Origin of the sequence: Corynebacterium hindlerae (assembly GCF_014117265.1) — a bacterium.
In the GTDB taxonomy this organism is placed as follows: Bacteria; Actinomycetota; Actinomycetes; order Mycobacteriales; family Mycobacteriaceae; genus Corynebacterium; species Corynebacterium hindlerae.
In genome coordinates, this window is sequence record NZ_CP059833.1 from 2,634,921 (window position 1) to 2,657,874 (window position 22,954).

The 22,954-nt window shown below is 61.3% G+C and carries 22 protein-coding genes and 1 tRNA gene; 15 read left to right on the forward strand and 8 right to left on the reverse strand.

Annotation, left to right across the window (positions count from 1 at the left end):
- Nucleotides 1–40 precede the first annotated feature (40 nt).
- Both HW450_RS12690 and HW450_RS12695 read left to right on the forward strand, forming a co-directional pair.
- Nucleotides 41–1,615, forward strand: coding sequence for an SLC13 family permease (locus HW450_RS12690; RefSeq protein ID WP_407926249.1), 1,575 nt, complete (start codon nucleotides 41–43; stop codon nucleotides 1,613–1,615).
- 54 nt (nucleotides 1,616–1,669) lie between these two features.
- Entirely contained in the window at nucleotides 1,670–3,799 is a 2,130-nt protein-coding gene (locus tag HW450_RS12695; protein WP_182385964.1) for an MMPL family transporter, read from the forward strand.
- Here HW450_RS12695 and HW450_RS12700 read toward each other — a convergent pair.
- Nucleotides 3,796–4,365, reverse strand: coding sequence for a hypothetical protein (locus HW450_RS12700; protein WP_220463900.1), 570 nt, complete (start codon nucleotides 4,363–4,365; stop codon nucleotides 3,796–3,798). The two genes, HW450_RS12695 and HW450_RS12700, sit on opposite strands and share 4 nt — an antisense overlap.
- Nucleotides 4,366–5,012: 647 nt before the next feature.
- Between HW450_RS12700 and HW450_RS12705 the strand changes: the two genes are divergently transcribed.
- Nucleotides 5,013–5,085, forward strand: a tRNA-Glu gene (locus HW450_RS12705).
- A gap of 200 nt (nucleotides 5,086–5,285) precedes the next feature.
- On the opposite strand, the gene HW450_RS12710 is transcribed toward HW450_RS12705, so the two are convergent.
- Together HW450_RS12710 and HW450_RS12715 are read right to left on the reverse strand one after the other, a co-directional pair.
- On the reverse strand, nucleotides 5,286–5,969 hold the full coding sequence (locus HW450_RS12710; protein ID WP_182385966.1) for an NAD-dependent deacylase: 684 nt from the start codon (nucleotides 5,967–5,969) through the stop codon (nucleotides 5,286–5,288).
- Nucleotides 5,970–5,972: 3 nt separating this feature from the next.
- Nucleotides 5,973–6,686, reverse strand: a complete 714-nt coding sequence (locus HW450_RS12715; RefSeq protein WP_182385967.1) for an IclR family transcriptional regulator — start codon at nucleotides 6,684–6,686, stop codon at nucleotides 5,973–5,975.
- 55 nt (nucleotides 6,687–6,741) lie between these two features.
- Here HW450_RS12715 and leuC point away from each other — a divergent pair, with 55 nt between their 5' ends.
- Together leuC and leuD are read left to right on the forward strand one after the other, a co-directional pair.
- Complete coding sequence (gene leuC / locus HW450_RS12720; protein WP_182385968.1) at nucleotides 6,742–8,160, forward strand: 3-isopropylmalate dehydratase large subunit; 1,419 nt, start codon at nucleotides 6,742–6,744, stop codon at nucleotides 8,158–8,160.
- A gap of 12 nt (nucleotides 8,161–8,172) precedes the next feature.
- Entirely contained in the window at nucleotides 8,173–8,760 is a 588-nt protein-coding gene (gene leuD, locus HW450_RS12725; protein ID WP_182385969.1) for a 3-isopropylmalate dehydratase small subunit, read from the forward strand.
- Here the strand turns inward: leuD and HW450_RS12730 are convergent.
- Nucleotides 8,753–9,763 carry an NUDIX hydrolase gene (locus HW450_RS12730; RefSeq protein ID WP_182385970.1) on the reverse strand — a complete coding sequence of 337 codons (1,011 nt, stop codon included), beginning with the start codon at nucleotides 9,761–9,763 and terminating at the stop codon, nucleotides 8,753–8,755. The two genes, leuD and HW450_RS12730, sit on opposite strands and share 8 nt — an antisense overlap.
- 66 nt (nucleotides 9,764–9,829) lie before the next feature.
- On the opposite strand from HW450_RS12730, the gene HW450_RS12735 reads away from it, so the two are divergent.
- Entirely contained in the window at nucleotides 9,830–10,834 is a 1,005-nt protein-coding gene (locus tag HW450_RS12735) for an NAD(P)H-dependent glycerol-3-phosphate dehydrogenase (RefSeq protein ID WP_232843274.1), read from the forward strand.
- 18 nt (nucleotides 10,835–10,852) lie between these two features.
- Nucleotides 10,853–11,926 (forward strand): D-alanine--D-alanine ligase family protein, encoded by a 1,074-nt coding sequence (locus tag HW450_RS12740; protein WP_182385971.1) that lies wholly within the window; start codon nucleotides 10,853–10,855, stop codon nucleotides 11,924–11,926.
- Here HW450_RS12740 and HW450_RS12745 read toward each other — a convergent pair.
- The gene (locus HW450_RS12745; protein WP_182385972.1) at nucleotides 11,923–12,864 is read right to left on the reverse strand and encodes a DUF3515 domain-containing protein; all 942 of its coding nucleotides are present in this window, start codon (nucleotides 12,862–12,864) and stop codon (nucleotides 11,923–11,925) included. The two genes, HW450_RS12740 and HW450_RS12745, sit on opposite strands and share 4 nt — an antisense overlap.
- A gap of 36 nt (nucleotides 12,865–12,900) precedes the next feature.
- Here HW450_RS12745 and HW450_RS12750 point away from each other — a divergent pair, with 36 nt between their 5' ends.
- The 8 genes from HW450_RS12750 to HW450_RS12785 are packed head-to-tail and all read left to right on the forward strand — an operon-like array spanning nucleotide 12,901 to nucleotide 20,173.
- Complete coding sequence (locus HW450_RS12750) at nucleotides 12,901–13,860, forward strand: thiamine-phosphate kinase (RefSeq protein ID WP_182385973.1); 960 nt, start codon at nucleotides 12,901–12,903, stop codon at nucleotides 13,858–13,860.
- Entirely contained in the window at nucleotides 13,860–14,489 is a 630-nt protein-coding gene (locus tag HW450_RS12755; protein WP_182385974.1) for a uracil-DNA glycosylase, read from the forward strand. The genes HW450_RS12750 and HW450_RS12755 overlap by 1 nt, the downstream gene beginning before the upstream one ends.
- Before the next feature lie 11 nt (nucleotides 14,490–14,500).
- Nucleotides 14,501–16,057 carry a DAK2 domain-containing protein gene (locus HW450_RS12760; RefSeq protein WP_182385975.1) on the forward strand — a complete coding sequence of 519 codons (1,557 nt, stop codon included), beginning with the start codon at nucleotides 14,501–14,503 and terminating at the stop codon, nucleotides 16,055–16,057.
- Nucleotides 16,057–18,168, forward strand: coding sequence for an ATP-dependent DNA helicase RecG (locus HW450_RS12765; protein WP_182385976.1), 2,112 nt, complete (start codon nucleotides 16,057–16,059; stop codon nucleotides 18,166–18,168). Before HW450_RS12760 ends, HW450_RS12765 begins: the two co-directional genes overlap by 1 nt.
- A 9-nt stretch (nucleotides 18,169–18,177) precedes the next feature.
- A complete protein-coding gene (locus HW450_RS12770; protein WP_182385977.1) occupies nucleotides 18,178–18,390 on the forward strand; it encodes an acetyl-CoA carboxylase biotin carboxyl carrier protein subunit in 213 nt (70 codons plus the stop codon).
- Nucleotides 18,387–18,965 carry an RsmD family RNA methyltransferase gene (locus tag HW450_RS12775; RefSeq protein ID WP_182385978.1) on the forward strand — a complete coding sequence of 193 codons (579 nt, stop codon included), beginning with the start codon at nucleotides 18,387–18,389 and terminating at the stop codon, nucleotides 18,963–18,965. The genes HW450_RS12770 and HW450_RS12775 overlap by 4 nt, the downstream gene beginning before the upstream one ends.
- A complete protein-coding gene (gene coaD, locus HW450_RS12780; RefSeq protein WP_182385979.1) occupies nucleotides 18,956–19,429 on the forward strand; it encodes a pantetheine-phosphate adenylyltransferase in 474 nt (157 codons plus the stop codon). The genes HW450_RS12775 and coaD overlap by 10 nt, the downstream gene beginning before the upstream one ends.
- Nucleotides 19,430–19,432: 3 nt before the next feature.
- Nucleotides 19,433–20,173, forward strand: coding sequence for a sulfite exporter TauE/SafE family protein (locus HW450_RS12785; RefSeq protein WP_182385980.1), 741 nt, complete (start codon nucleotides 19,433–19,435; stop codon nucleotides 20,171–20,173).
- 200 nt (nucleotides 20,174–20,373) lie between these two features.
- On the opposite strand, the gene HW450_RS12790 is transcribed toward HW450_RS12785, so the two are convergent.
- The 3 genes from HW450_RS12790 to HW450_RS12800 are packed head-to-tail and all read right to left on the reverse strand — an operon-like array spanning nucleotide 20,374 to nucleotide 22,931.
- On the reverse strand, nucleotides 20,374–21,138 hold the full coding sequence (locus tag HW450_RS12790; RefSeq protein ID WP_269149330.1) for an amino acid ABC transporter ATP-binding protein: 765 nt from the start codon (nucleotides 21,136–21,138) through the stop codon (nucleotides 20,374–20,376).
- Nucleotides 21,138–22,043: an amino acid ABC transporter permease gene (locus HW450_RS12795; protein WP_182385981.1), complete on the reverse strand. Its 906-nt coding sequence runs from the start codon at nucleotides 22,041–22,043 to the stop codon at nucleotides 21,138–21,140. The genes HW450_RS12790 and HW450_RS12795 overlap by 1 nt, the downstream gene beginning before the upstream one ends.
- A gap of 9 nt (nucleotides 22,044–22,052) precedes the next feature.
- On the reverse strand, nucleotides 22,053–22,931 hold the full coding sequence (locus HW450_RS12800) for an ABC transporter substrate-binding protein (RefSeq protein WP_182385982.1): 879 nt from the start codon (nucleotides 22,929–22,931) through the stop codon (nucleotides 22,053–22,055).
- Between the last annotated feature and the right edge of the window lie 23 nt (nucleotides 22,932–22,954).

Here is a 22,954-nt window from a genome sequence, read left to right on the forward strand (position 1 = left end):
GTGTTTTTCGTAGATGCAGCCTATAGGAAGGAGTGAGAAGGTGTCTTCGGACGTGCACGCGGAGTCGCTCGCGGAGCTGACTACCGATAGTCCTGAGCAAACAGCCAAAGAGTGGCCACGTCAACGAGCAGGGTTAATCGGTGGCGTCATTTTGGCATTGCTGGTGTACTTCATTTTCCCCAGCAACGCGGCGGAAATTGTGCTGAATTCTGACGCTGAGGCTACCGCTGACTTGCAGGCCATGCGTATTACCGCCGCCGCGGCTGTGCTGATGGGTGCGTGGTGGATGACGGAAGCTATTCCGCTCGCCGCAACGGCTCTGGTACCCCTGGTGATTTTCCCAGTGTTGCAGGTGGAGGAGTTCGGTAAGGTTTCTGGACCATACGCCTCACCAACCATCTTCCTGTTCATGTCTGGATTCATCCTTGCCCTGGGCATGCAGAAATGGAATCTGCACCGTCGGCTCGCACTGGTGGTGGTGCTGGCGGTTGGAACGAAACCGAAGCAGCTGATCGCCGGCTTCATGATCGCAACAGGCTTTTTGTCCATGTGGGTGTCTAACACCGCAACCGCCGTGGTGATGCTGCCGATCGGTATGTCCGTGTTGGCGCTCACCGCGGACATCGTCGGCGGTTTCAAGGAACAAAAGAACTTCGCTACCGCGCTGATGCTGGGCATTGCGTACTCCGCGTCGATCGGTTCCCTGGGCACGATCATCGGTACTCCTCCAAATGCGCTGCTGGTCGCTTACATGGCAGAAAACCATGACATTCACATTGGCTTCGGCAAATGGATGCTAGTCGGTGTGCCACTGGCAGTGGTCTTCATGGCGATCGCATGGTTCGCGCTGGTGACGGTATTCAAGCCAGAGATGAACGACATTCCGGGTGGTCGCGAGGTCATCCAGCGTGAACTGGTTGGAATGGGCGCCATTACCGCGCAGGAGAAAATGGTGGGAGGCGTGTTCCTTCTTGCAGCGTTGTCCTGGATTTTCGTTCCATTCATCCTGAAGCTGACCGGTTCGAACCTGCTGCTGTCCGATTCCGCGATCGGTATGACCGCAGCTATCATGCTGTTCCTTATCCCTGCGAACGCGAAAACCGGTGAACGCTTGATGGACTGGACCACGGCTAACACCTTGCCGTGGGACGTGCTGCTGCTGTTCGGTGGTGGCCTGGCGCTGTCGAAGATGTTCTCCAGCTCGGGTCTTTCCCTGTGGATCGGTGAGCTGGCTTCTGGCCTGGCCGTGCTGCCAACGGTTCTGATCATCGCTTGCGTTGCGGCGCTGGTGCTTATCTTGACGGAGTTCACGTCGAACACTGCTACCGCAGCGGCCTTTCTCCCAATCATGGGTGGTGTAGCTGTGGGTATCGGCCTGACCGAAAAAGGTGGCGACGTCAACGTGCTGCTGCTCACCATCCCGGTAGCGCTCGCTGCTACCTGTGCATTCATGCTTCCAGTGGCCACTCCACCGAACGCGATTGCCTTCGGTTCCGGCTACGTCAAGATCGGCGACATGGTCAAGGGCGGTATCTGGTTGAACATCATCGCGGTGTTCCTGACCACCATTGTGGTTTACGCACTCGCTGTACCTGTGTTTGGACTAGTGGTGTAAGGGTATACTAGCCTCAGTGCGACACCGCGTCGCACCGTTGAACAAAGGAAACGAATGTTTGAGGCGCTGTATGGCACGCGTAGACGTGCACTGTTAACCGTGATCGGATGGATAGTACTGATCGGAGCGTTGACGATTACAGCGCCCACCTTGGATGATGTCCTAACCCCAGGTAACAATGACGCAGGCCCTAGTGCACCGTCCACTAAGGCTGAACAGGTCATAGAAGAAAACTTCCCGGACTCGGATGCGGTTCCCGCGATCCTTACGGTCCGGGGCGGGGATGAAAACGTGGCCAAGGCCCTGGCCACCATCGATTCGGTGCGGGATGAGGCTTCCCGCTTCGGGCCGTCGATTAGCGCTGCATGTCAGCGCCCGGGACCCAACTGCGTCCCAGCCAACCCTCAGGAGGCAGTCAGCGCCGACGGTGACACTCACTTGGTGATCGTGCCTGTGACGGGCGACCCAACTACTACTGAGTATCGTGACGATATTAAAACGCTCCGCGCGCAGCTAAGTGAAGCGTTCGACGGGGTAGATCTCACCAGCGATGAGTCACCAGTGCACGTCACTGGACCAGTGGGAATCGTCACCGATACTGTCAATGTGTTTGCCGGCGGCGACAAGGTGCTACTGCTGGCTACGGTGCTGCTGGTTCTTGTGATTCTGTTAGCGGTGTACCGCGCGCCACTCATGGCGCTGCTGCCACTGTTTGCGGTGGGGATGGCAATGCGTTTGGCGCAGACCACCGGAGCGCTAGCAGCTGACGCTGGGCTCATTGAGATTTCAAGCCAAACCGCATCAATCATGACAGTTTTGCTTTTCGGCGTTGGTACGGATTACGCGTTGATTATCACTGCCCGTTGGCGAGAGCAGCTGCGCGATACCAGCGAGGGGGGAGCTGCGATGGTGCAGGCAATGCGTCGCGTCCTGCCCGTACTACTTTCCAGCGTTGGCACTATCGTGGCTGCCATGTTGGCGCTGCTCGCGACTCAATCTCCTGCGCTGCGCGGATTCGGCCCATATCTTGCGCTCGGGGTGATCGCAGCAATGATCGCCTCTCTGACCTTGCTGCCAGCCCTGATGGTGCTCGCGGGGCGTGCGGCCCTATGGCCAACCAAGCCGGAACTTGGTCATGACTCCAAGATTTGGACCAAGGTTGCGGACCTAACTTCCCACAAGCCCAAGGCGGTGCTTGCTGGCTCGGTTGCCCTGATGATTGTCCTGAGCTGCGGTTTGATGAACTACGCGGTTTCCTACAACCTCATGTCCGGTTTTCGCGTTGCTACCGACTCCGCGGCTGGCCAAAAGGTCATCGCGCAGGATTTCGGTAAAGGTGAAATAGCGCCGTCCACCCTCGTTATCACCGGACAGAACGCAGGGGATGCGGCCGCCGCCGTTGCCGAGAAACTCCCACAGCAGCTTGACGACGCCGTGCGCCGCGCATCGTTTAGCCCCCGCCAGGATGTCTCTGAGGATGGCTCGGTAGCTAGGGTAGATATCGTTCTCAAAGAAGACCCCTACGAGGTCGAAGCATTCGATCTGCTGAATCGTGCCACCGATACTGCAAAAGAGATTGCCGGGCCTCAATATGATGTCGAAAGCTCAGGTGAAACAGCAATTGCCCGCGATAGTGCGGACGAGGTCACTGCCGACTTCTTGCTGCTCGTGCCACTCATTTTCGTGATCATCGGACTCATTTTGGCCGTACTCCTACGTTCCTGGCTTGCGCCGTTGTACCTGATTGCGACCCTGGCCCTGTCCTTCGCAGCAACGTTGGGACTTGTTGCATTCATCGCTCTTAACGTTCAAGGCGACACAGGATACGGCAGCTTCGTTCCCGTGTACGTGCTGGTGTTCCTCACCGCTCTCGGCGTGGACTACACCATTTTTGTGATGGCTCGACTGCGGGAAGAACTGCACGACAAAACGATGGTGGAAGCGATGCGAAGGGCCATCATTACAACGGGCGGTGTTGTCTCTTCGGCAGGTCTAATTCTTGCTGCGACTTTCGCTGTCCTCATGACACAACCAATCCGCGAACTGTATCAGTTCGGCATGGCCATGATGCTCGGAATTTTGATCGATACGTTCATCATCCGGCCACTCATGGTGCCGGCGATCGTATCCCTGCTAGGGGATCGTGCCCTGCTGCCTAGCAAACCAGGTGTGGCTGCGCGCTAGTACAGGTACACGACAGCGTTGTTACCGCCAGAGCATGTGATGATGCTGCTCTCATCGAGCGAACATTTCATGGTGTACATCTGGTCGGTAACGGGGCTGCGCACCTCTACGGTGGGTTTCAATGCATCCTTAACGTTGTCGTACCTCGAGTTGAGGCCGCTTGCTAGCGCGCCCATCACATTAAGCCCGAAATCGCAGGAAGTATTTGGGCCCACAGACACCATTCTTAGCCCGTAACCGTCGCCCTGAGTGCACAAACTAGAGGCAACGCCATTGACGTGAACCGTGCCTCCCGGTACGGCGCCATTCGATAACTCGGCATGCAGCTGCTCGTGGGCGGGCGTAAGCCCGGACGGGTTCCGAGCAGCAGCCACAGGGGGAGCTGAAGACGCGGACGTAGCCGGCGCCGAGGGGGCGGACGGTGTCACAGTCACCGAAACTGTTTGCGTAGCGGTAGCTGTCGAGGTGACGGCAGATGGTGAAGGGGCAGGGGACGACGCAGGCTCTGGGTTACTGGCGCAGCCAGCAAGCAAGCCAACTAAAACTAAACCAAGGGGTGCTCTCATGGGCGCCAGGATATCTGGGGATGGCATCGTTAAGCCACGCCTGAAATATTCTGACGGGTGAGTTGCCCGCTGTCTGCGGAATGGAAAAAGAGTGAAAAACTGGTCATAACCACTGGGAAATGCAACTTTTCACAAACCCTTCCCATAGCGTTAAAAGGGGCATATGCTGCTGGTATACAACGTTGTATAGCAAGAGCACCCAACATAGATAGGAGAGTGAATGGTAGAGGCGAAAGACATCCGACGCACTGCCGTCGCACCTTCTGTAAAGCGTGCACAGCCATAATCCAATCCTTCGAGAATGCGTCAGAAATGCGCGAAGGTGGAGCTACCAGAAGGAAAGTGCATGAGCAGATCGTCCGCATCAACGGCTCGTTGAGCGCACACTCGGCACCTTTTCCCTACAGAGATACAGTGGACGTTGTCCCCGCCAGCAAGAGGGGCAAACGAAACTTCCACCCCGACGCCGACCTAAGTTGTGAACGAAGTTCAACGACAGGCCAATGCGTTATCGAAAGGAAACCCCGCCCGACAAGGCGGGGCATTTCCATGCTGGGGTCCAAACAAAAATGTGTTTAACCTGCAGATTTGTTGTAAAAGGGTGGGGACGTTTACTATTGCCTAGTCCGTTACGAACAAGCGAACAAGCCCCGTTCGTCTAGCGGCCTAGGACGCCGGCCTCTCACGCCGGTAACACGGGTTCAAATCCCGTACGGGGTACTCACTTTAAGAAAGCAGTCAGCTGGGTTTTACGCTGGCTGCTTTTTGCTTAGGCTTTTTAGTGGCTTAAGGGGGGTAAGCCTCTTTTGTTGCGTGAAACCCGGGAAGCGTTTCCCGGGTCTCGCAGGTGAATCAGGTGAAGCAGGTCCTTGGCCCCCCTGGGTTTCTCGGGTTAACCCCCAAGCAAAAACCCCAAAAGACTAAAACAGCAGTGGCAACCCTTGCGCTGCTGTGGTGCGCCAGGAGTAGCTAGCAATGGGCGTCAGGTTGGTCTCGTCTGGCGAGATTTCCAGCACGTTGCGTGCGAGGAGGGGGAGCGAGGCTGCTGGTTGCACGATCCCGGAGGTGCCGACGACGATCAGCAGGTCGCATTCTTGAATGAGTTCTTCGGCGCGGGCCCATTCTTTAGTAGGGAGCATCTCTCCGAACCACACCACGCCGGGCCTGATGAGATTCCCGCATAGTGGGCAAGCCGGTGGGGTGTGGGTGAGCTCACCGCGAAAGGGGCGGGAGCAGATGGTGCAGCGGTAGTCGAAGAGGCTGCCATGAAGGTGGATGACCTCTTGGGATCCGCCACGTTCGTGCAGGTTGTCGATGTTTTGTGTGATCACCGGAAAGGACGCCAGGGCGCGGTGGCCGGCGTTGGGCTTAGCCTCGGAGGCGCGGCGGGCGCGCTCTAAGTACCAGCGCCACATGGGGTCTGGGTTGCGGGCCCAGGCGTCGATGCTGGCCATGGCGGTGGGGTCAACGTTTTCCCACAGGCCGGTTTCGGCGTCACGGTAGGTTTCCAGCCCAGATTCGGCGCTCATGCCAGCGCCGGTGAAGGCGACGATACGCTGCGCCTTGTCGACGAGCGTCTGGACGGGATCTGGAACCTGCCTCATGCCTTAAGAGGCTAGCTGATTGGCTGCTTCGATGAGCAGCGCTCCCCATTTTTCACCTGCGTCGCGGGGGAAGCGGGCATCAAGTCCGGAGATGGACAGGGCGGCGATAATGGTGTTGCCGGGGCCGAAGACGGGGACGGAGACGGAGGCGAGTCCGGCTTCGCGTTCGGAGAAGGACACAGCCCACCCGTTTTCGCGTACCTCTGTGAGATCTGATGCGGTGAATGCGGCGTCGTTAAGCACGCGTGCGCGGACCTCGTCACTGCCGAAAGCGGCGAACACCCGGGCGGCCGAGCCTGCGGTGAGGGAGAGGCGGGAGCCGACGGGCACGGAGTTGTGGAGCCCCGAGGTGGGCTCCACGGTGGCGACGCAGAGGCGGGTGTTGCCGGAGATGCGGTAGAGCTGCACGGATTCGCCGGTCAGTTCCATAATCTGGTGCATGAGCGGGGTGGCGGTTTCGATGAGGAGGTCGCCGTGCCCGGAGCTCAAGGAGACGAGGCCGGGGCCGATGCGCCAGCGACCGTCATCGGTGCGGGAGAGGAATTCGTGGGCCTCGAGGGCCGTCGCGAGGCGGTGCGTGGTTGCCCGTGGCAGCCCGGTGTCTTCGCAGAGTTGGGCTAGGGAGCGAGGACCATCGGCGACGGCCTGCAGGATCAGTACGGAGCGATCCAGTACTTTGATTCCGCTTGTGATGTCACCTGTGCTATCGTGTTCCATGTTATGATACTAACATCTCAATATATGGAATTCAATATCTAAGGAGGAGGCTCTCATGGGTAAGGGATTAACCCTGGCAGAAAAGGTGTGGAACGACCATGTCGTCACAAAAGGCGAGAACGGCTCGCCAGATCTAATCTACATCGATCTCCACCTTATCCACGAAGTCACCTCGCCCCAAGCCTTCGACGGCCTGCGGCTTGCCGGACGCAAGGTGCGCCGCCCGGATCTGACCATCGCCACCGAGGACCACAACGTCCCCACAACAGGGGTGGAAACCGGCGCGATCTCCGAAATTAAGGACATGATTTCCCGCACACAGGTGGAAACCTTGCGGAAAAACGCCGAAGAGTTCGGCATCCGCCTGCACCCGATGGGGGACATCGAACAGGGCATCGTGCACGTCGTCGGCCCGCAGCTTGGCCTGACGCAGCCCGGTATGACCGTCGTCTGCGGTGACTCCCACACCTCCACCCACGGTGCCTTCGGCTCCATCGCCATGGGCATCGGCACCTCCGAAGTGGAGCACGTGCTGGCCACACAAACGCTGCCGCTCAAGCCGTTCAAGACCATGGCCGTCAACGTCTCAGGCGAGCTTGCCGACGGCGTATCCGCCAAAGACCTGATCCTCGCGATCATCGCCCAGATTGGTACCGGCGGCGGCCAGGGACACATCATCGAATACCGCGGCGAAGCGATCGAGAAGCTGTCGATGGAAGCCCGCATGACCATCTGCAACATGTCCATCGAGGCAGGCGCCCGCGCCGGTATGATCGCCCCAGACCAGGTCACCTACGACTTCCTCAAAGACCGCCCCCACGCCCCACAAGGCGAGGACTGGGACAAGGCTGTGGCGTACTGGAACTCCCTGCGCACCGATGACGATGCCGAGTTCGACACCGTCGTCGAGATCGACGGCTCCGCCCTCACCCCATTTGTCACCTGGGGCACCAACCCTGGCCAGGGCGCGCCACTGGGGGCCGCCGTCCCGAACCCAGAAGACATCGCCGAGGACTCCGAGCGCGCCGCCGCCGAAAAGGCGATCGACTACATGGGGCTGACCCCTGGACAGCCACTGCGGGAGATCAAGATCGACACCGTTTTCGTCGGTTCCTGCACCAACGGCCGCCTGGAGGATCTACGCACCGCCGCCGACATCGTCCGCGGTCGCACCATCTCCCCGGACACCCGGATGCTGGTCGTCCCAGGTTCCGCGCGGGTCCGCGAACAAGCTATCGCAGAAGGCTTGGACAAGATCTTCACCGACTTCGGCGCCGAATTCCGTGCGCCGGGCTGCTCCATGTGCCTTGGCATGAACCCGGACCAGCTCGCGCCGGGGGAGCGCTCCGCATCCACCTCCAACCGCAACTTTGAGGGGCGCCAGGGCGTCGGTGGCCGCACCCACCTCGTGTCCCCAGCCGTTGCTGCCGCAACTGCCGTCGCCGGCCACCTGGCCAGCCCAGCCGACATCTAAAGGAGAGTCATCATGGAAAAGTTCACCACTCACACCGGCGTTGGCGTTCCACTGAAGGCCTCCAATGTCGACACCGACCAGATCATCCCAGCGGTCTTCCTCAAGCGTGTCACCCGCTCCGGCTTCGACGATGGTCTCTTTGCCTCCTGGCGCAAAAACCCCGACTTCATCCTGAACCAGGACGCCTACAAATCAGGTTCCGTCCTGGTCGCGGGTCCCGACTTCGGCACAGGCTCCTCCCGTGAGCACGCCGTGTGGGCCCTGATGGATTACGGTTTCCGCGTGGTTATCTCCTCCCGCTTCGCTGACATCTTCCGTGGCAACTCGGGCAAGGCCGGCTTGCTGGCAGCCCAGTGCTCCCAGGAAGACGTGGAGCTGCTGTGGAAGGTGATGGAGGCACAGCCAGGCCTAGAGCTCGAAGTGAACCTGGAAAACCGCACCATCACCGCAGGCGACGTTGTCGTGCCGTTCGACATCGACGACTACACCCGTTGGCGCCTCATGGAAGGCCTAGATGACATCAGCCTCACCCTGCGCGGCGAGGACGAGATCTCCGCCTTTGAGGCGAAGCGCCCTTCCTTCAAACCGGCAACTATTTAACCGGGAGGGCGCTGGCCAAGTAGTCGGCGCCCGTGAGCTCCCCATTGTTGAAGGAGAGCACCCACACCGAGCCCTTTTTGCACGGGATCTCTTCCAGCGGGAGGCGTCCCTTCGCAGAAAGGGCTGCAATCATGTCGGGAATGATCGTGCCCTGGGCCACCACGACCTTGGTGCCGCCCTCGGCAATCAGGTCCTCAAAGCGACGCTGCGCATTGGCCATCTCGCTGATCCAGGCATCATCCCCGAGCAGCGGGTCGACGACCACCGGCACCCCCAGCTCGTCCGCGATGGGGGCCGCCGTGGACTGGCAGCGGTCAGGTACTGCGGAGTACACCTCGGTGGGCCCGAACGGCAGCAGCATCGGGGCGAGCATTTCCGCTTGCCGACGCCCCTTCTTATCCAGCGGCCGAAGATCGTCATTGCCAGCCCAGGTCTGGCGATCATGGGCTTTGGCGTGGCGGACATACAAAATCCGAGTGGTAGCGGGGAGTCGGAACCGCTTCTCCGCCTTGGTGAGCACAGTGCGGTCGACCTCGTATGAGAGCAACTCTTTAGCCTCGGCGATGCTCACCCAGCGGATCTCATCCACCTCATCGTTGGGGATAAACTCGCCACCGAGCACCTCGCCGGTCCAGTAGTACACCACCTTGGTGCGATCGAGCACCGGGTACGTGACCTTGCCGAGCAGCTTGCCGAGCCGCACCTCAAACCCGGTTTCTTCCTTGATCTCGCGGTACGCCGTCACAGGCAGGGACTCGCCTGGGTCCACTTTGCCCTTGGCAAGTGACCAGTCGTCGTAATGCGGGCGGTGAATCACGGCGACCTCGATGGAGTCCAGATCCGTGACGTCGCCACGCCACAACACGGCCCCGGCAGCTAGGGTGGAGCGCTTGAACTCCTTGGCCGGGTTGGACGCGATCCGCTGAAAACGGCCGGTCACAGCGAGATCATTGTCCACATCCTTGTCGTTTTCGTGGCGGTTCTTCGCAGGATTCTTCGACATGATCTCTTCCTTAACTAAGATGAAGGACGGTATTAGTCACTATTAAAACACGAGGGAAGTGAAGCCGTGGTTAACGTCGCAGTGATGGGGGCGGGTTCGTGGGGCACCACCATTGCGAAGGTGTTTGCCGACGCCGGGAACACGGTTCACTTATGGGCGCGGCGCGAAGAGCAGGCGCATCGGATCCAAATCACCCGGGAAAATGCTGACTATCTGCCGTCGTTGCAGCTGCCGCCGTCGATAAGTGCGACCGCCGACGCTGCTGTCGCCCTGGACGGCGCGGACATTGTGGTGCTGGCGGTGCCGTCGCAAAGCCTGCGCAGCAATTTGGAAAAGTGGCGGGACCTGATCCCCACGGACGCCACCTTGCTGTCCCTGGCCAAAGGCGTGGAACGGGAGACCAACCTGCGTATGTCTGAGCTGATTGCCCAGGTCACTGGCGCGGATCGGGGGCGGGTCGCGGTGCTTTCCGGACCGAACTTGGCGCGAGAGGTGGCACTGGAGCAGCCCGCCGCCACCGTGATCGCCTGTGAGGACGAAAACCGGGCGAAGCTAGTGCAGGCGGCAGCGTCGGCGCCCTACTTTCGGCCCTACACCAACCACGACGTGATTGGCTGTGAAATCGGGGGCGCCTGTAAAAACGTCATCGCCCTGGCTTGTGGCATGGCCGTGGGTAAAGGGCTAGGGGAAAACACGCTGGCCACCCTCATTACCCGCGGGCTGGCGGAGATTACCCGGCTCGGGGCGTCACTTGGCGCCGACCCCCGCACCTTCTCCGGGCTGGCGGGACTCGGTGACCTAGTTGCCACCTGTTCGTCCTCCCTGTCGCGTAACCGCACCTTCGGTGAACGCCTGGGGCGGGGCCAGACCCTGGAGATCGCCCGGGCGGCAACGAACGGTCAGGTCGCGGAGGGCGTCATCGCGTCCCAAGCGGTGGCGGCCCTGGCGCAGCAGCAGGGGGTGGACATGCCGATTACCCGCGCGGTGTTCGCTGTCTGCCATGAAGGTATGGGCGTGGACGACATGATTTCGGCACTCATGGGCAGGTCAAAGAAATCGGAAGTGAACTAACCCGGGTACCATGTACCCGTGCCCAACAATCTTATTAAAGTAGCAGTCGTTTACGGAGGCCGTAGCTCCGAGCACTCCGTCTCCTGTGTGTCCGCAGGAGCCATCATGAGCCACATCGACCAGGAAAAGTACGAGGTCATCCCGGTCGGCATCACCCAAGACGGCCAGTGGACCGTCGGTGAAACCGACCCTAGCAAGCTGGTGAAACACGACCGCACCCTGCCTAGCGTTGAACTCACCCGGCGCATCAGCCTCTCCGTGGAGCCAGGTACGAAGGGGCAGCTCCGCTTCGACGACGGCTCACTCTACGCCACCGCAGACGTCATCTTCCCCGTTCTGCACGGCCGCTATGGTGAAGACGGCACGATCCAAGGCATGTTCGAGCTCTCCGGCATCCCGTTCGTTGGCCCGGGCGTACTCAGCTCCGCCGGTGGCATGGACAAGGAATACACCAAGAAACTGATGGCGGCCGAAGGTCTGCCGGTGGGGCGGGAGGTGATCCTGCGGGGGCGCACAGAGCTTACCGACGCCGAACAGCAGCTCCTCGGCCTGCCTGTGTTCGTGAAACCTGCTCGCGGAGGCTCCTCCATTGGTATTTCCCGGGTCACCCAGTGGGAGGGTCTGCCTGCTGCCGTGGCGCTTGCCTTCGAACACGACGGCAAGGTCATCGTGGAGGCGGAGGTCGTGGGTTCTGAAGTGGAATGCGGTGTGCTCCAGCACCCAGACGGCACTCTGGTGGCCTCGTACCCGGCGCAGCTGCGCGGTACCGCGGATTCCGACGAAGGTTTCTACGGCTTCGACACCAAATACCTTGACGACGTGGTCACCGCCGACATCCCGGCTGCCTTGCCACCGGCGCAGCTGGAGTTGGTGCAATCACTTGCGATTGAAACATTCAAAGCGATGAACTGCGACGGGCTGGCGCGCGTTGACTTCTTCATCACCGACAAGGGGCCGGTGCTCAACGAAATCAACACCATGCCGGGCTTTACCCCAATTTCCATGTATCCGCAGATGTTTGCGGCCTCCGGCATCGCCTACCCGGACCTACTGGATACCTTGATCCAGCGGGCCTTGGTGCGGGTGCGCTAACGCGCCGTGGTGTTCGCCGCGATTGCCTTGCTCACAGAGGTGATCGCGGCGTTTCCGGCGCTGCTCGGCATGGACATCGCCACGTTCACATCCCGGCCGAGGGCAAAATATGTTCCCGCGGTGGTGCCATTGGCAAGCAGCGTGTCCTCAAACCATGGGATCTCATCCACCTGGTTCAGCTGCGCGCCAGCCTGGTAACCTGCCGGGTCCGCTACACCGCACCGCACCACAATTGGTTCGTGCCCTGGTTTGACCCAGGCGAGCAGGCCCGGGTAGTCCTCTGGCAGGGCAGCCCGGGTGTAGCCGTCCGCCAGATCCTGGGGGAGCGCCGGCAGCAGGGCCCGGCACTGCGGGTCGGCGGCGTGCGGGGCCGCGAGCTGCGTCAATGGGATCGGGTTCGGTGCGGAATCAGTCTTCTTTAGCTGCGCCATCGCATCCGACAGGTCCGCCACTGGGGTATCCGCCCGCTTGGCGGCAGTGGAATCCATGGTCACCGCCACCACTGGGAAGGTGTCCACCGAGTACCAGGTCTGCATTGTCGATCCTGGGGTGGCGTCGATAATCTGCAGCCACTTGGTGCCGGCATCCTCCGTCAGCGTCGACAGCTCGGTGTATTGCAGCGGCAGCGTCACACCACAGCGCAAAGTGACCCGGTCCAGGGAGTTGGACGCCCAGGCCGCGGCGCCCGCCGGGGCAGGCTCCGCCAACTCAGCGCGACCATGCCCCAGCACCTTCTTCGGAAGATTGTCCAACAACGCCCGACACTCAGCAGAATCGGCGTCGGGGGAATCCAACGCGGTCATACTCACCGGCTGGTTCGCTGCGGTGGAATACACTAGCTTTGCCCCGACCAGGACACCGACGGCCAACACGACGGCCAATCCAAGTGCGATATAAAGAGGTGTTCTATTAAGTTGGGAAGCTGCAGGCTCGGTCATAAATACCCAGCTTAGCCAGTGAAGTGAAGGAGCCACATGAAACACCCCCAGCAGACCATCGGCGATATTGGGGAGCGCGAAACCATCGCCCGAATCGTGGCGGTTGCGCCGTCGTCCCGCAATGGCGATGACGCCGCGGTCCTGGGGCAACCGGCGCCCAACTCCCGCACCGTGGTTACCACCGACATGCTGGTGGAAGGGCGACACTTCCGGCAGGACTGGTCCACGCCGGAAGAAATCGGCAAGCGGGCGATCTTGCAGAACTTCGCAGACATTGAAGCGATGGGCGCCCGCCCTGTCGCAGCGGTACTCGGGCTCTCTGCCCCGGAAAGCACTCCGATCGACACCGTAGAAGGCATCGCCCGCGGTGTGGAAACCCAGGTGGCGTTTTACAACGCAGAACTGGTGGGCGGCGACATCACCAGTGGTGACATTCTCACCCTGTCCGTCACAGCGATCGGGTCCCTCGGTGGCTCCGCAGCACCACTGACCCTGGATCGGGCCCGGCCCGGGCAACAGTTGGTGGCAGCAGGCCGCATCGGATACTCGGCCGCCGGGCTGGCATTGCTCAGCGAATACGGACGCGAGGCAGTACCCGAGGAACTCATGCCCCTCGTGCACGCATTCGTCAGCCCCAGCTTGCTCCCTGGACGTGGCGTGATCGCCCGCGCCACCGGCGCAACCTGCATGACGGACAACTCAGACGGGCTGGTCGCGGATCTAGGAACCATCGCCGGCCGATCCCGCGTCACCATCGACCTTGACCCTGTTGCTATTGCACCAGATGAACTGCAAACACAGGCCGGTGAGCTCCTCGGCGTTGACCCATGGACCTGGATCCTCGGCGGTGGGGAAGACCACACCCTGCTCGCCACCACTGCCCGCGCGGTGCCCAGCGGTTTCCGGCCCATCGGCCGGGTACTCAAGGCCAGCTCCCACGGCGTCCTCCTCGGCGGTGAAACTCCAGCCGTAACCTCCGGGTGGGTGAGCTTCTAATGCATCCATCGTGGGAACCAGTATTCGCGGACATCAAGGCCGACTGCGTGGCGATGCGCCAGAAAGTGGGCCAGAATTTTCTGCCCCCGGAAGCCGACGTCTTCCGTGCTTTCCGCACCCCGTTTGAGGACGTGAAGGTGCTCATCCTGGGCCAGGATCCGTACCCGACCCCCGGCCACGCGATGGGGCTGTCCTTCTCCGTGGCCCGCGACGTGCGCCCACTGCCACGTAGCTTGAACAATATTTACGCGGAGCTCAACGCAGACCTCGGCATCCCAGTTCCACAGCACGGGGATCTTTCCGCCTGGGCTGAGCAGGGAGTGATGCTGCTTAACCGAGTGCTCACTGTCGCGCCGGGGCAACCGGGGTCGCATCGTGGTTTGGGGTGGGAACCGATCACCCAGCATGTGATTGAGGCGCTCGTGGCCCGGGGTACCCCGCTGGTGGCGGTGCTATGGGGGCGCGATGCCCAGTCCGCGACGCGGTTTCTTGGGGATACCCCCATCATCGCGTCTGCGCACCCGTCGCCGCTATCAGCGCGCAGGGGTTTCTTTGGCTCCCGGCCGTTTTCGCGCGTTAATGAACAACTAGTTGCACTAGGCGCTGAGCCGGTGCAGTGGGAGTTGTAAACTAAACAACTATGTCTGGGGTAGCACGACTTGATGGGCACGGCTTGATTAATTGGGCAAGCCGAGCTGTGGCATTGCTGTCACAGCGCTGTGAAGAGATCAATGCGCTCAATGTGTTCCCAGTTCCCGACGCCGATACCGGCTCGAATATGACGCACACGATGGAGTCCGCGCTGGCTGAGGCGCAGCGGCTCTCGGAGCAAGCGCAGGCGGATGTTGCACAGGTAGCTGCGGCGCTCGCTGCCGGTGCGGTGCGGGGCGCCCGGGGAAATTCAGGTGTGGTAATCAGCCAGGTGCTTCGGGGCATCGCCACGGCTGCTGCCAGTGGCGAGCTGGATGGTGAGGCGGTCCGGGAGGCGCTGAACGTGGCACTGGATATGGTGCTGCGGGCGATTGTGGACCCGGTGGATGGCACGGTGGTGACCGTGCTGCGCGCCACTGTCGCCGCGGTCAACGATGCTGCCGATAGCTCCCTCGAAGCGATCGTGGGCACCGCGGTCAGTGCGGCCCGGGTGGCGCTGAAGAAAACGCCGTCGCAGCTGGAGGCGTTGCGGGAGGCGGGCGTCGTCGATGCCGGCGGGAAAGGCTTTGTGCTGCTTCTCGACGCCCTGGCCGACGAAATCGGGGGTACCGATTGGAACTCAAGCACCCACACCATTGCCCACGGTCACCACAGCATCCCGGCCGAGCTGGAAGTGATGTTCTATATTTCGGACGCTGACCTGGATGAGCTCACGGCAACGCTCACGCCGTTGGGCAACAGTCTGCTCATCGCCCGCGACTCCGAAACGAGCGGCCAGGTACACATTCACAGCGCGGTGGCCGGTAGTGTCATTGAGCAGTCCTACCAGCGCGGCACCATCACTGACCTGCGCATTGAAGTGCTGCCCGGAGTGGAGCAAGCCCCGAAGATCAACCGGCTAGTGCTCGCGATCGCCCCTGCTGGGCCGATCGCCCAGCTGTACTCCGAATCCGGGGCGACGGTGATCACCCGGGGCGCCGGAGACATTGTGTCTGACATCGTGGCCAAGGTCCGCTCTGCCGCGGTGGACGAGGTGATCCTGCTGCCGAACGGCATGCTGGAATACGGCGAGCTGGTGAACGCGGAACTGGCCAGCCACGCCATCGACGCCGCCATGCACATCCTGCCTACCGCCCGGCTCGTTTCCGGGATTGCGGCGCTGGCGGTGCACGATCCTGGCCAACCGCTGGCCGTGGACACCTACGCCATGGCGGAAGCAGCCGGTTCCATGCGCACGGCCGTGCTCACCCGCGCCGACAAGGCACGACTCACCCAAGCAGGGGCCTGCTCCCGCGGGGATGTCCTGGTCACCTCTGGCGCGGACACCGTGCTGGTGGCCGACGATGTCCAAGATGCCACGGAGAAAACAGTATTGCGGCTGCTGCAGGGCGGGGGAGAGCTGGTCACGCTCCTGGTGACGAATGAGGCGGCGCGGGAATTGGACGTCGAGAAGCTGCGTGCGTCGCTCGGCACCCGCAGCAACGTGGAAATCATGGTGTACCCGGCGGACGGCATTGACAAGCTTGCCGAGATTGGCGTGGAATAATGCTCGGCTGGTCTGACGAACGCGCCCTGGCAGACCTGCTGCCCGCGAAAGAGGCAGCCAAAATTACCAAAGCGTTCGGCTACACCACCGCCTATGAACTCCTCACGCACTTCCCGCGCGCCTACTCGCACCACGGCAGCGCCGTTTCCATTGACAATGCTGAGGAAGGCGACCAAGTCACGCTCATCGGCACGGTGGTCTCGGGCGGAACCATCCGCACCCGCAGTGGAAAGAAGCTCACCAAGGTGCGCATTTACTACGGCCTCGGTGAAGTTGAAGCCACTTTCTTTAACTCCTGGCTCGCCGAAAAACAGCTCCGCCAGGGCGTGAACGTCATGGTGTCTGGCAAAGTGAAATACTTCCGCGGCAACATCGAAATCTCCCACCCCGATTTTGTGGTGCTGCCACAGCCAGGGGAGAAACCCCGCAAAGCTACCGGTAAACTCAAAGACCTCTCCGCCTTCGCCTCCACCGAAGAACTCGAAGCACTCCTGGCCACCCTCGAGTACATCCCGATCTACCCCGCGAAAAAGGGCTACACCGCGTGGGGCATGATGGGCGCCGTGCGACACGTCCTCGCCCAGACACCACCCATCCCAGAGCCCCTCGATGAGTTTCCGGATTTCCTCGTCAGCTTCGATGACGCCCTGCGCGGTGCGCACTTCCCAGACGAACGCGGGCCACAACCTTTCATCGACAGGCTGAAATACAGCGAAGCTCTCGGGCTCGCCTTGGTCCTGGCGCTACGCCGCGCCGACACCGAGGCCCAAAACGCACCCGCGTGCGCAGCAACCGACACTGGAGTTCGGGCCGACTTCATGGCACGGCTGCCGTTCCCCCTCACCGCCGGGCAAACCGCGGTGGTCGCAGACATTACCGGCGACCTCGCCCAGGAAACCCCGATGCAGCGCCTCCTTCAAGGCGAAGTCGGCTCCGGAAAAACCATCGTCGCCCTCATCGCCATGCTCCAAGCCATCGATGCAGGCCGCCAATGCGCGCTGCTTGCCCCCACCGAAGTACTCGCCGTGCAACATGCCCGCAGCCTCACCGCCACGCTTACCGACGCCGGACTGCCCACCTCCGTGGTCGCCCTCACCGGATCTATGCCCGTCAAACAGAAAAAACAAGCGCTGCTCGACATTGTCTCCGGGCAAGCCGACATCATCGTTGGCACGCACGCACTTATCCAGGACACCGTCGAATTCTTCGATTTGGGGCTCGTGGTCGTCGATGAGCAGCACCGCTTCGGCGTGGAGCAACGCGACCGCCTGCGCGGTAAGGGGAGGGGCGATATCACCCCGCACTTGCTCGTCATGACCGCCACGCCCATCCCACGCACCGTGGCCATGACCTTCTTCGCGGACCTCGCCACCTCCACCCTCAAAGAACTCCCGCAGGGCAGGCAAGAAATCCAAACTTCCGTGGTCCCCGAATTCAAACCCGACTGGGTGGCGCGCGCCTGGGAGCGGATCCGGGAAGAAGTCGCGGCAGGACGGCAAGCGTTCGTGGTGTGCCCGCGCATCGAAGGCGAAGGCGGGGTACTGGAAACCCTGGAAGTGGTCCGGGGAGTGTATCCGGAGCTATCCGTGGCCATGCTGCACGGGAGGATGAGCGGCGAAGAAAAAGACCACGTCATGGCAGACTTCGCCGCCGGAGGGATCGACATCCTCGTCGCCACCACCGTCATCGAAGTCGGCATCAACGTGCCCAACGCCACCGTCATGTACATCCGGCAGGCCCACAACTTCGGTGTGTCGCAGCTCCACCAACTCCGCGGCCGCGTCGGACGAGGATCCCACAAATCGCTGTGCCTGCTGCACACCGACATGCCACCCGAATCCGCTTCCTACGAACGCCTCACAGCTGTCGCCGCCACCACCGACGGCTTCGAACTCGCCGAACTCGACCTGCGCACCCGCCAAGAAGGCGACGTCCTCGGCACCGCCCAATCCGGCACCCGCAGAAGCATGAAACTCCTCAGCCTCATTCACGACCGCCCCATCATCGAACGGGCCACCACGGACGCCACCGCCATGGTGGCCAGGAATCGGACATTAGCCGAAAAACTCGTGACCGGGATCGAGGGTCAAGACTTTTTGGACAAGAGTTAGACTAGACGCATGAAAATCTGTGCCCCCTTCGCAGGAATAGTGCGCTATGTCGTCGAACCTGGCGCCACCGTCGCCACAGGAGACACCCTCGCCATGGTCGAAACCGTCAAACTCGAGGCGCCCGTCGTCGCGCCGGGGCCAGGGGTAGTGGGCCCGTTTGCTTTCGAGGATTTTGCTGACGTCACCGGTGGAGACGTGCTGCTGGAGGTCGGAGAGCTATGAACCGCATCATTTCCGGCGAAGCCCGTGGCCGTAAGATCAAGGTCCCGCCAGAGGGCACCCGCCCGACGTCCGATCGAGCCCGTGAAGGGCTGTTTTCTTCGCTCCAGGTGCGCTTTGGATTCGAGGATTCTAACGTCCTTGACCTGTTTGCCGGTTCGGGCGCCCTCGGGTTGGAAGCGGCGTCCCGTGGCGCGGAGCACGTGGTGCTGGTGGACAACTCCCCGCAGGCGTGCGAGGTGATGCGGTTTAACGCGAGCGTCGTGAAGCACCCGCGCGTGGACGTGGTGGAGGCGAAAACGTCCGTCTATCTGGCCGGCGCGCCCCGCGACTACTTCGACATGGTGCTTATCGACCCGCCCTACGAGCTTGCCGACGACGCAGTGGTCGAAATGCTGCACGCGCTGACGCCATGCCTGGCCGATGGGGCCGCGGTGGTGGTGGAACGCCATGTAGACTCGCCGGAAACGGCGTGGCCGAAGTGGTTCGTGCCGACGACCCAGAAGCTCAAGAAGCGCACCTACGGCATTGCCCGCATGGATATGGCCGTCTTCCACAAGGAGTTAGTGTGCGAGTAGCCTGCCCTGGTTCTTTTGACCCTGTGACCCTCGGCCACCTCAACATTTTTGAGCGCAGCGCGGCGCTGTATGACGAAGTAGTTGTGCTGGTCACTTACAACCCGAACAAGCAAGGCATGTTCACGGCGTCCGAACGGGTGGCGCTCATCGAATCCGTAGTGTCCCACCTACCCAACGTCACCGTCGATTCCTGGTCCGGACTGCTCGTGGACTACACCACCGCGCACGACATCCCGGCCCTGGTCAAGGGACTGCGCTCCTCACTCGACTATGAATACGAGCTACCGATGGCGCAAATGAACAAGCGCCTCTCCGGAGTGGAAACCAACTTCCTCATGACCGACCCGGAGCTCGGGTACATCTCTTCGACCTTGTGCAAAGAGGTGGCTAAGTATGGCGGATCGCTGGAAGGGCTGCTTCCTGAGGTCGTTGTCGCAGCGCTCCTGGAGAAAATGCGGGGTTAATTTGTGGCACTCCTCATTCTCATTCTGTGCATTGTTGCGTTAGGCTCCGGACTGCAACGAGTCGCCGGCATGGGGCTGGGACTCATTGCGGCCCCGATTCTGGCGATCGCGATGGGGCCTGTTCAAGGCGTCATGGTGGTGAATGTACTTGCCATGATCAACGCCACCATGACTGCCTACACCGTCCGCGAACACATTGACTGGCGCAGGTGCTGGTGGATCGGCTCCGTGTTCGTGGTGGGGTCAGTGGCAGGCGCCTTGCTTATCAAATCAGTATCAAACGCGCTGCTCCTGATCATTTTCGGCAGCCTGATCCTGGTCGCTTTGTTCATCGTGTCGGTACTCAAAGGGCGCATGCCGGAACCACGCGGGCGACTGCCGCTGCTGGTCACTGGTGTAGTCGGAGGCTTTACGAATACCCTGGCCGCCGTCGCGGGGCCAGTGATCACCGTCTATGCGCAAGCCGCGAAATGGGAGCACCGCTCCTTTTCCGCCACCCTGCAACCACTCTTTGCGATCTCCGGAGCAACCTCTTTTTTCATCAAAATACTCATGGGAGCCGGCGGGCTCGGGGACACCCCATGGCAAGTCTGGCCAGTGGGAATCCTCGGCATGTTTATCGGGATTTTTATCGGCACGCGACTAGCTCAAGTGATCGCGCGGCCAGTGGCCCACAAGCTTGCGCTGTTCCTGGCCTCCGCCGGTGGTTTCTCAGCGCTGGTGCGGGGGTTGCTGGCGCTGTAGCAGCTAAAGTTCGAGACCTGGAATTCGAGACTGGGAGTGGAATGGGCTAAGTAGCAGGTGTGCGACAGTTTTATTCACCGAGACTCGAATTCCAGATGTCGAGTTTTGCTGGGAGGAGGGGACCCCGGAAATCGAGCGTACGGATGGGATCATTTAAGCACAGAAAATCCCATCCGTACGCTAAATTCCGGTTCTGATCACTACAACAAGCTCGACAAGAATGCCTGCGTGCGCTCGTGCTTCGGGTTGTCCAGTACTTCGGCAGGGGTGCCGGACTCCACCACGACGCCGCCATCCATAAAGACAATCTGATCCGCGACCTCGCGGGCAAAGCCCATCTCGTGCGTGACGACGAGCATGGTCATGCCCTCATCCGCCAGCTCGCGCATCACACGCAGAACTTCGCCGACGAGTTCTGGGTCGAGGGCAGAGGTTGGCTCGTCGAAGAGCATGAGCTTTGGCTTCATGGCCACGGCGCGTGCGATGGCGACGCGTTGTTGCTGGCCGCCGGAGAGCTGGACTGGGTAGGCGTCGGCTTTGTGCTCGAGGCCAACTTGTTTCAGCAAAGACATGGCCAGCGAGCGGGCTTCGGACTCCGGAACGCCCTTGACCAGGATCGGGGCTTCGATGATGTTCTCGATCACGGTGCGGTGTGGGAACAGGTTGAACTGCTGGAACACCATGCCGATGTCTTGGCGCTGCTTGGCGGCTTCCTTTTCGGAGATCTCGTAGAGGACGCCGTCTTTTTCGTGGTAGCCGATGAGCTCACCGTCGACGTACAGGCGGCCGGCGGTGATCTTTTCCAGGTGGTTCACGCACCGCAGGATGGTGGACTTGCCGGAGCCGGATGGGCCGATGAGGCAGGTCACGGAGCCGCGCGGTACTTGCAGGTCGATGCCTTTGAGGACATGCAGTTGGCCGAATTTCTTTTGGATGCGCTGGGCATGAATCATCAGTTCCGACATTACTTCTCCTCGGTGATTTCGACGTTGCCTGGGAGTCGACCTTCGGCGTCGGCAAGCGCGGCTAGTTGGCGGGCGGTGAGCTGGCGGCGGGCGCCGCGGTCGTAGTACTTCTCCACGTAAGTCTGGATGACCATGAGCAGGGAGGTGATGGCGAGGTACCAGGTGGCGGCGACGAGCAGCATAGGGACCGGCTCGAAGAGGGCGTTCGAGATGTCCATTGCGCGGCCGTACAGTTCACCGGCGTAGGGGATGGCGATGACCAGGGACGTGGTCTTGAGCAGGGAGATGAACTCGTTGCCGGTTGGCGGGACGATGATGCGCATGGCCTGTGGCAGTACCGTGCGACGCATCGTCTGCCACCAGCTCATACCCAGCGCCTTGGACGCTTCGACCTGGCCTTCTGGCACCGCTTGGATGCCGGCGCGGACGATTTCGGCCATGTAGGCGCCTTCGTTCAGACCCAGGCCCAGCACCGCGAGGAGGAACGCGTTCCTAAAGGCGGACTCGAGGCTGATTTCGGTGAAACCGAGGTTCACGCTGGAGTAGATCGCGCCGATCAGACCCCAGAACACCAGCTGGACGTACACCGGAGTGCCGCGGAAAATCCACAGGTAGACCCAGGACACGCCCCGCAACACGGGGTTCGGGGACATGCGAAGGACGGCGAGTAATGCGCCCAAAAGCACGCCGATGAGCATGGCCAACACGGTGATGGCGAGAGTGTGCAGGGCGGCGGTGGCGATGCGGGTATCGAAGAGGTACTGGAAGTAGGTATCCCAGCCGTAGGCGTCGTTACGCGCGGCGCTAATGACGAACAGCACGGCGAGCGCCAGCAGGATGGTGGCGGCGACCATGCGGCCCGGGTGGCGAAGCGGTTTCGCCTGGATGGTTTCTGATTGAGTCATGGTGTCCTTCTATTCGCCGTTGATGGTCGCTTGGGGTTTGAGGCCTTCGGTGACGCCCCACGGTTTGAGGGTTTCGGCGTAGTCACCGGTGTCGATGAGGTGTTGCAGTGCCGCTTCGAGGGCCGGGGCCAGTTCGGAGCCCTTCGGCACCGGCCAACCGTAGTCGGCGGCGTCGAAGATATTCCCAGATTTCTCGATCTTGCCGTCCGCACGCGCAATAGCGTAAGCGGTGATCGGAGAGTCCGCAGACACGGCGTCAGCTCGACCGAGCACCAGGGCGGTAAAGGCCTGGTCGGAAGTCTCGTAGGAGAGCATCTTGATCGGAGCCTTGCCCTGGTTCACACACTCTTCGGAGCGGACTGCGACGTCGTCGGATTCGGACACAGTGCCTTTCTGCACGGCCACAGTCAAGCCACAAGCGTTGTCTGGGTCGACGGGCTTGCCGGTTTGTTGCGCCCACTGGAGGCCGGCGCTGAGGTAATTGACAAAGTCATAGTTCTTCCGCCGCTCTTCGCTGTCGGTGAACCCCGAGGCGCCAAAGTCGACGGTGCCAGCGCTAATCGACGGCAGAATCAGGCTGAAATCCTGTTCCTGCACGATAAGCTCAAGCCCCATCACCGCGGCAGCGGCGCGCGCCAAATCGACATCGATGCCGATGATGGTGCCATGTGAGTCCTTGAACTCCATCGGGGCGAACGGCGGGTTGGTGCCGATGGAAATCGTGCCTCGTTGTCGAATATTCTCCGGAACCATCGCCTGGATCTCAGGCACCGCGGCTGGCTTTATTTCTTGCCAGCCCTCGGGGTTCCCGGTTTCCTCGTTGGTGACGCACGCGGTGAGTGTGCAGGTGAGCACGGCCGCGGCGCACAACGTAAGGAATCGTCGCATAGTAGTAACCTTCTGAATAATTT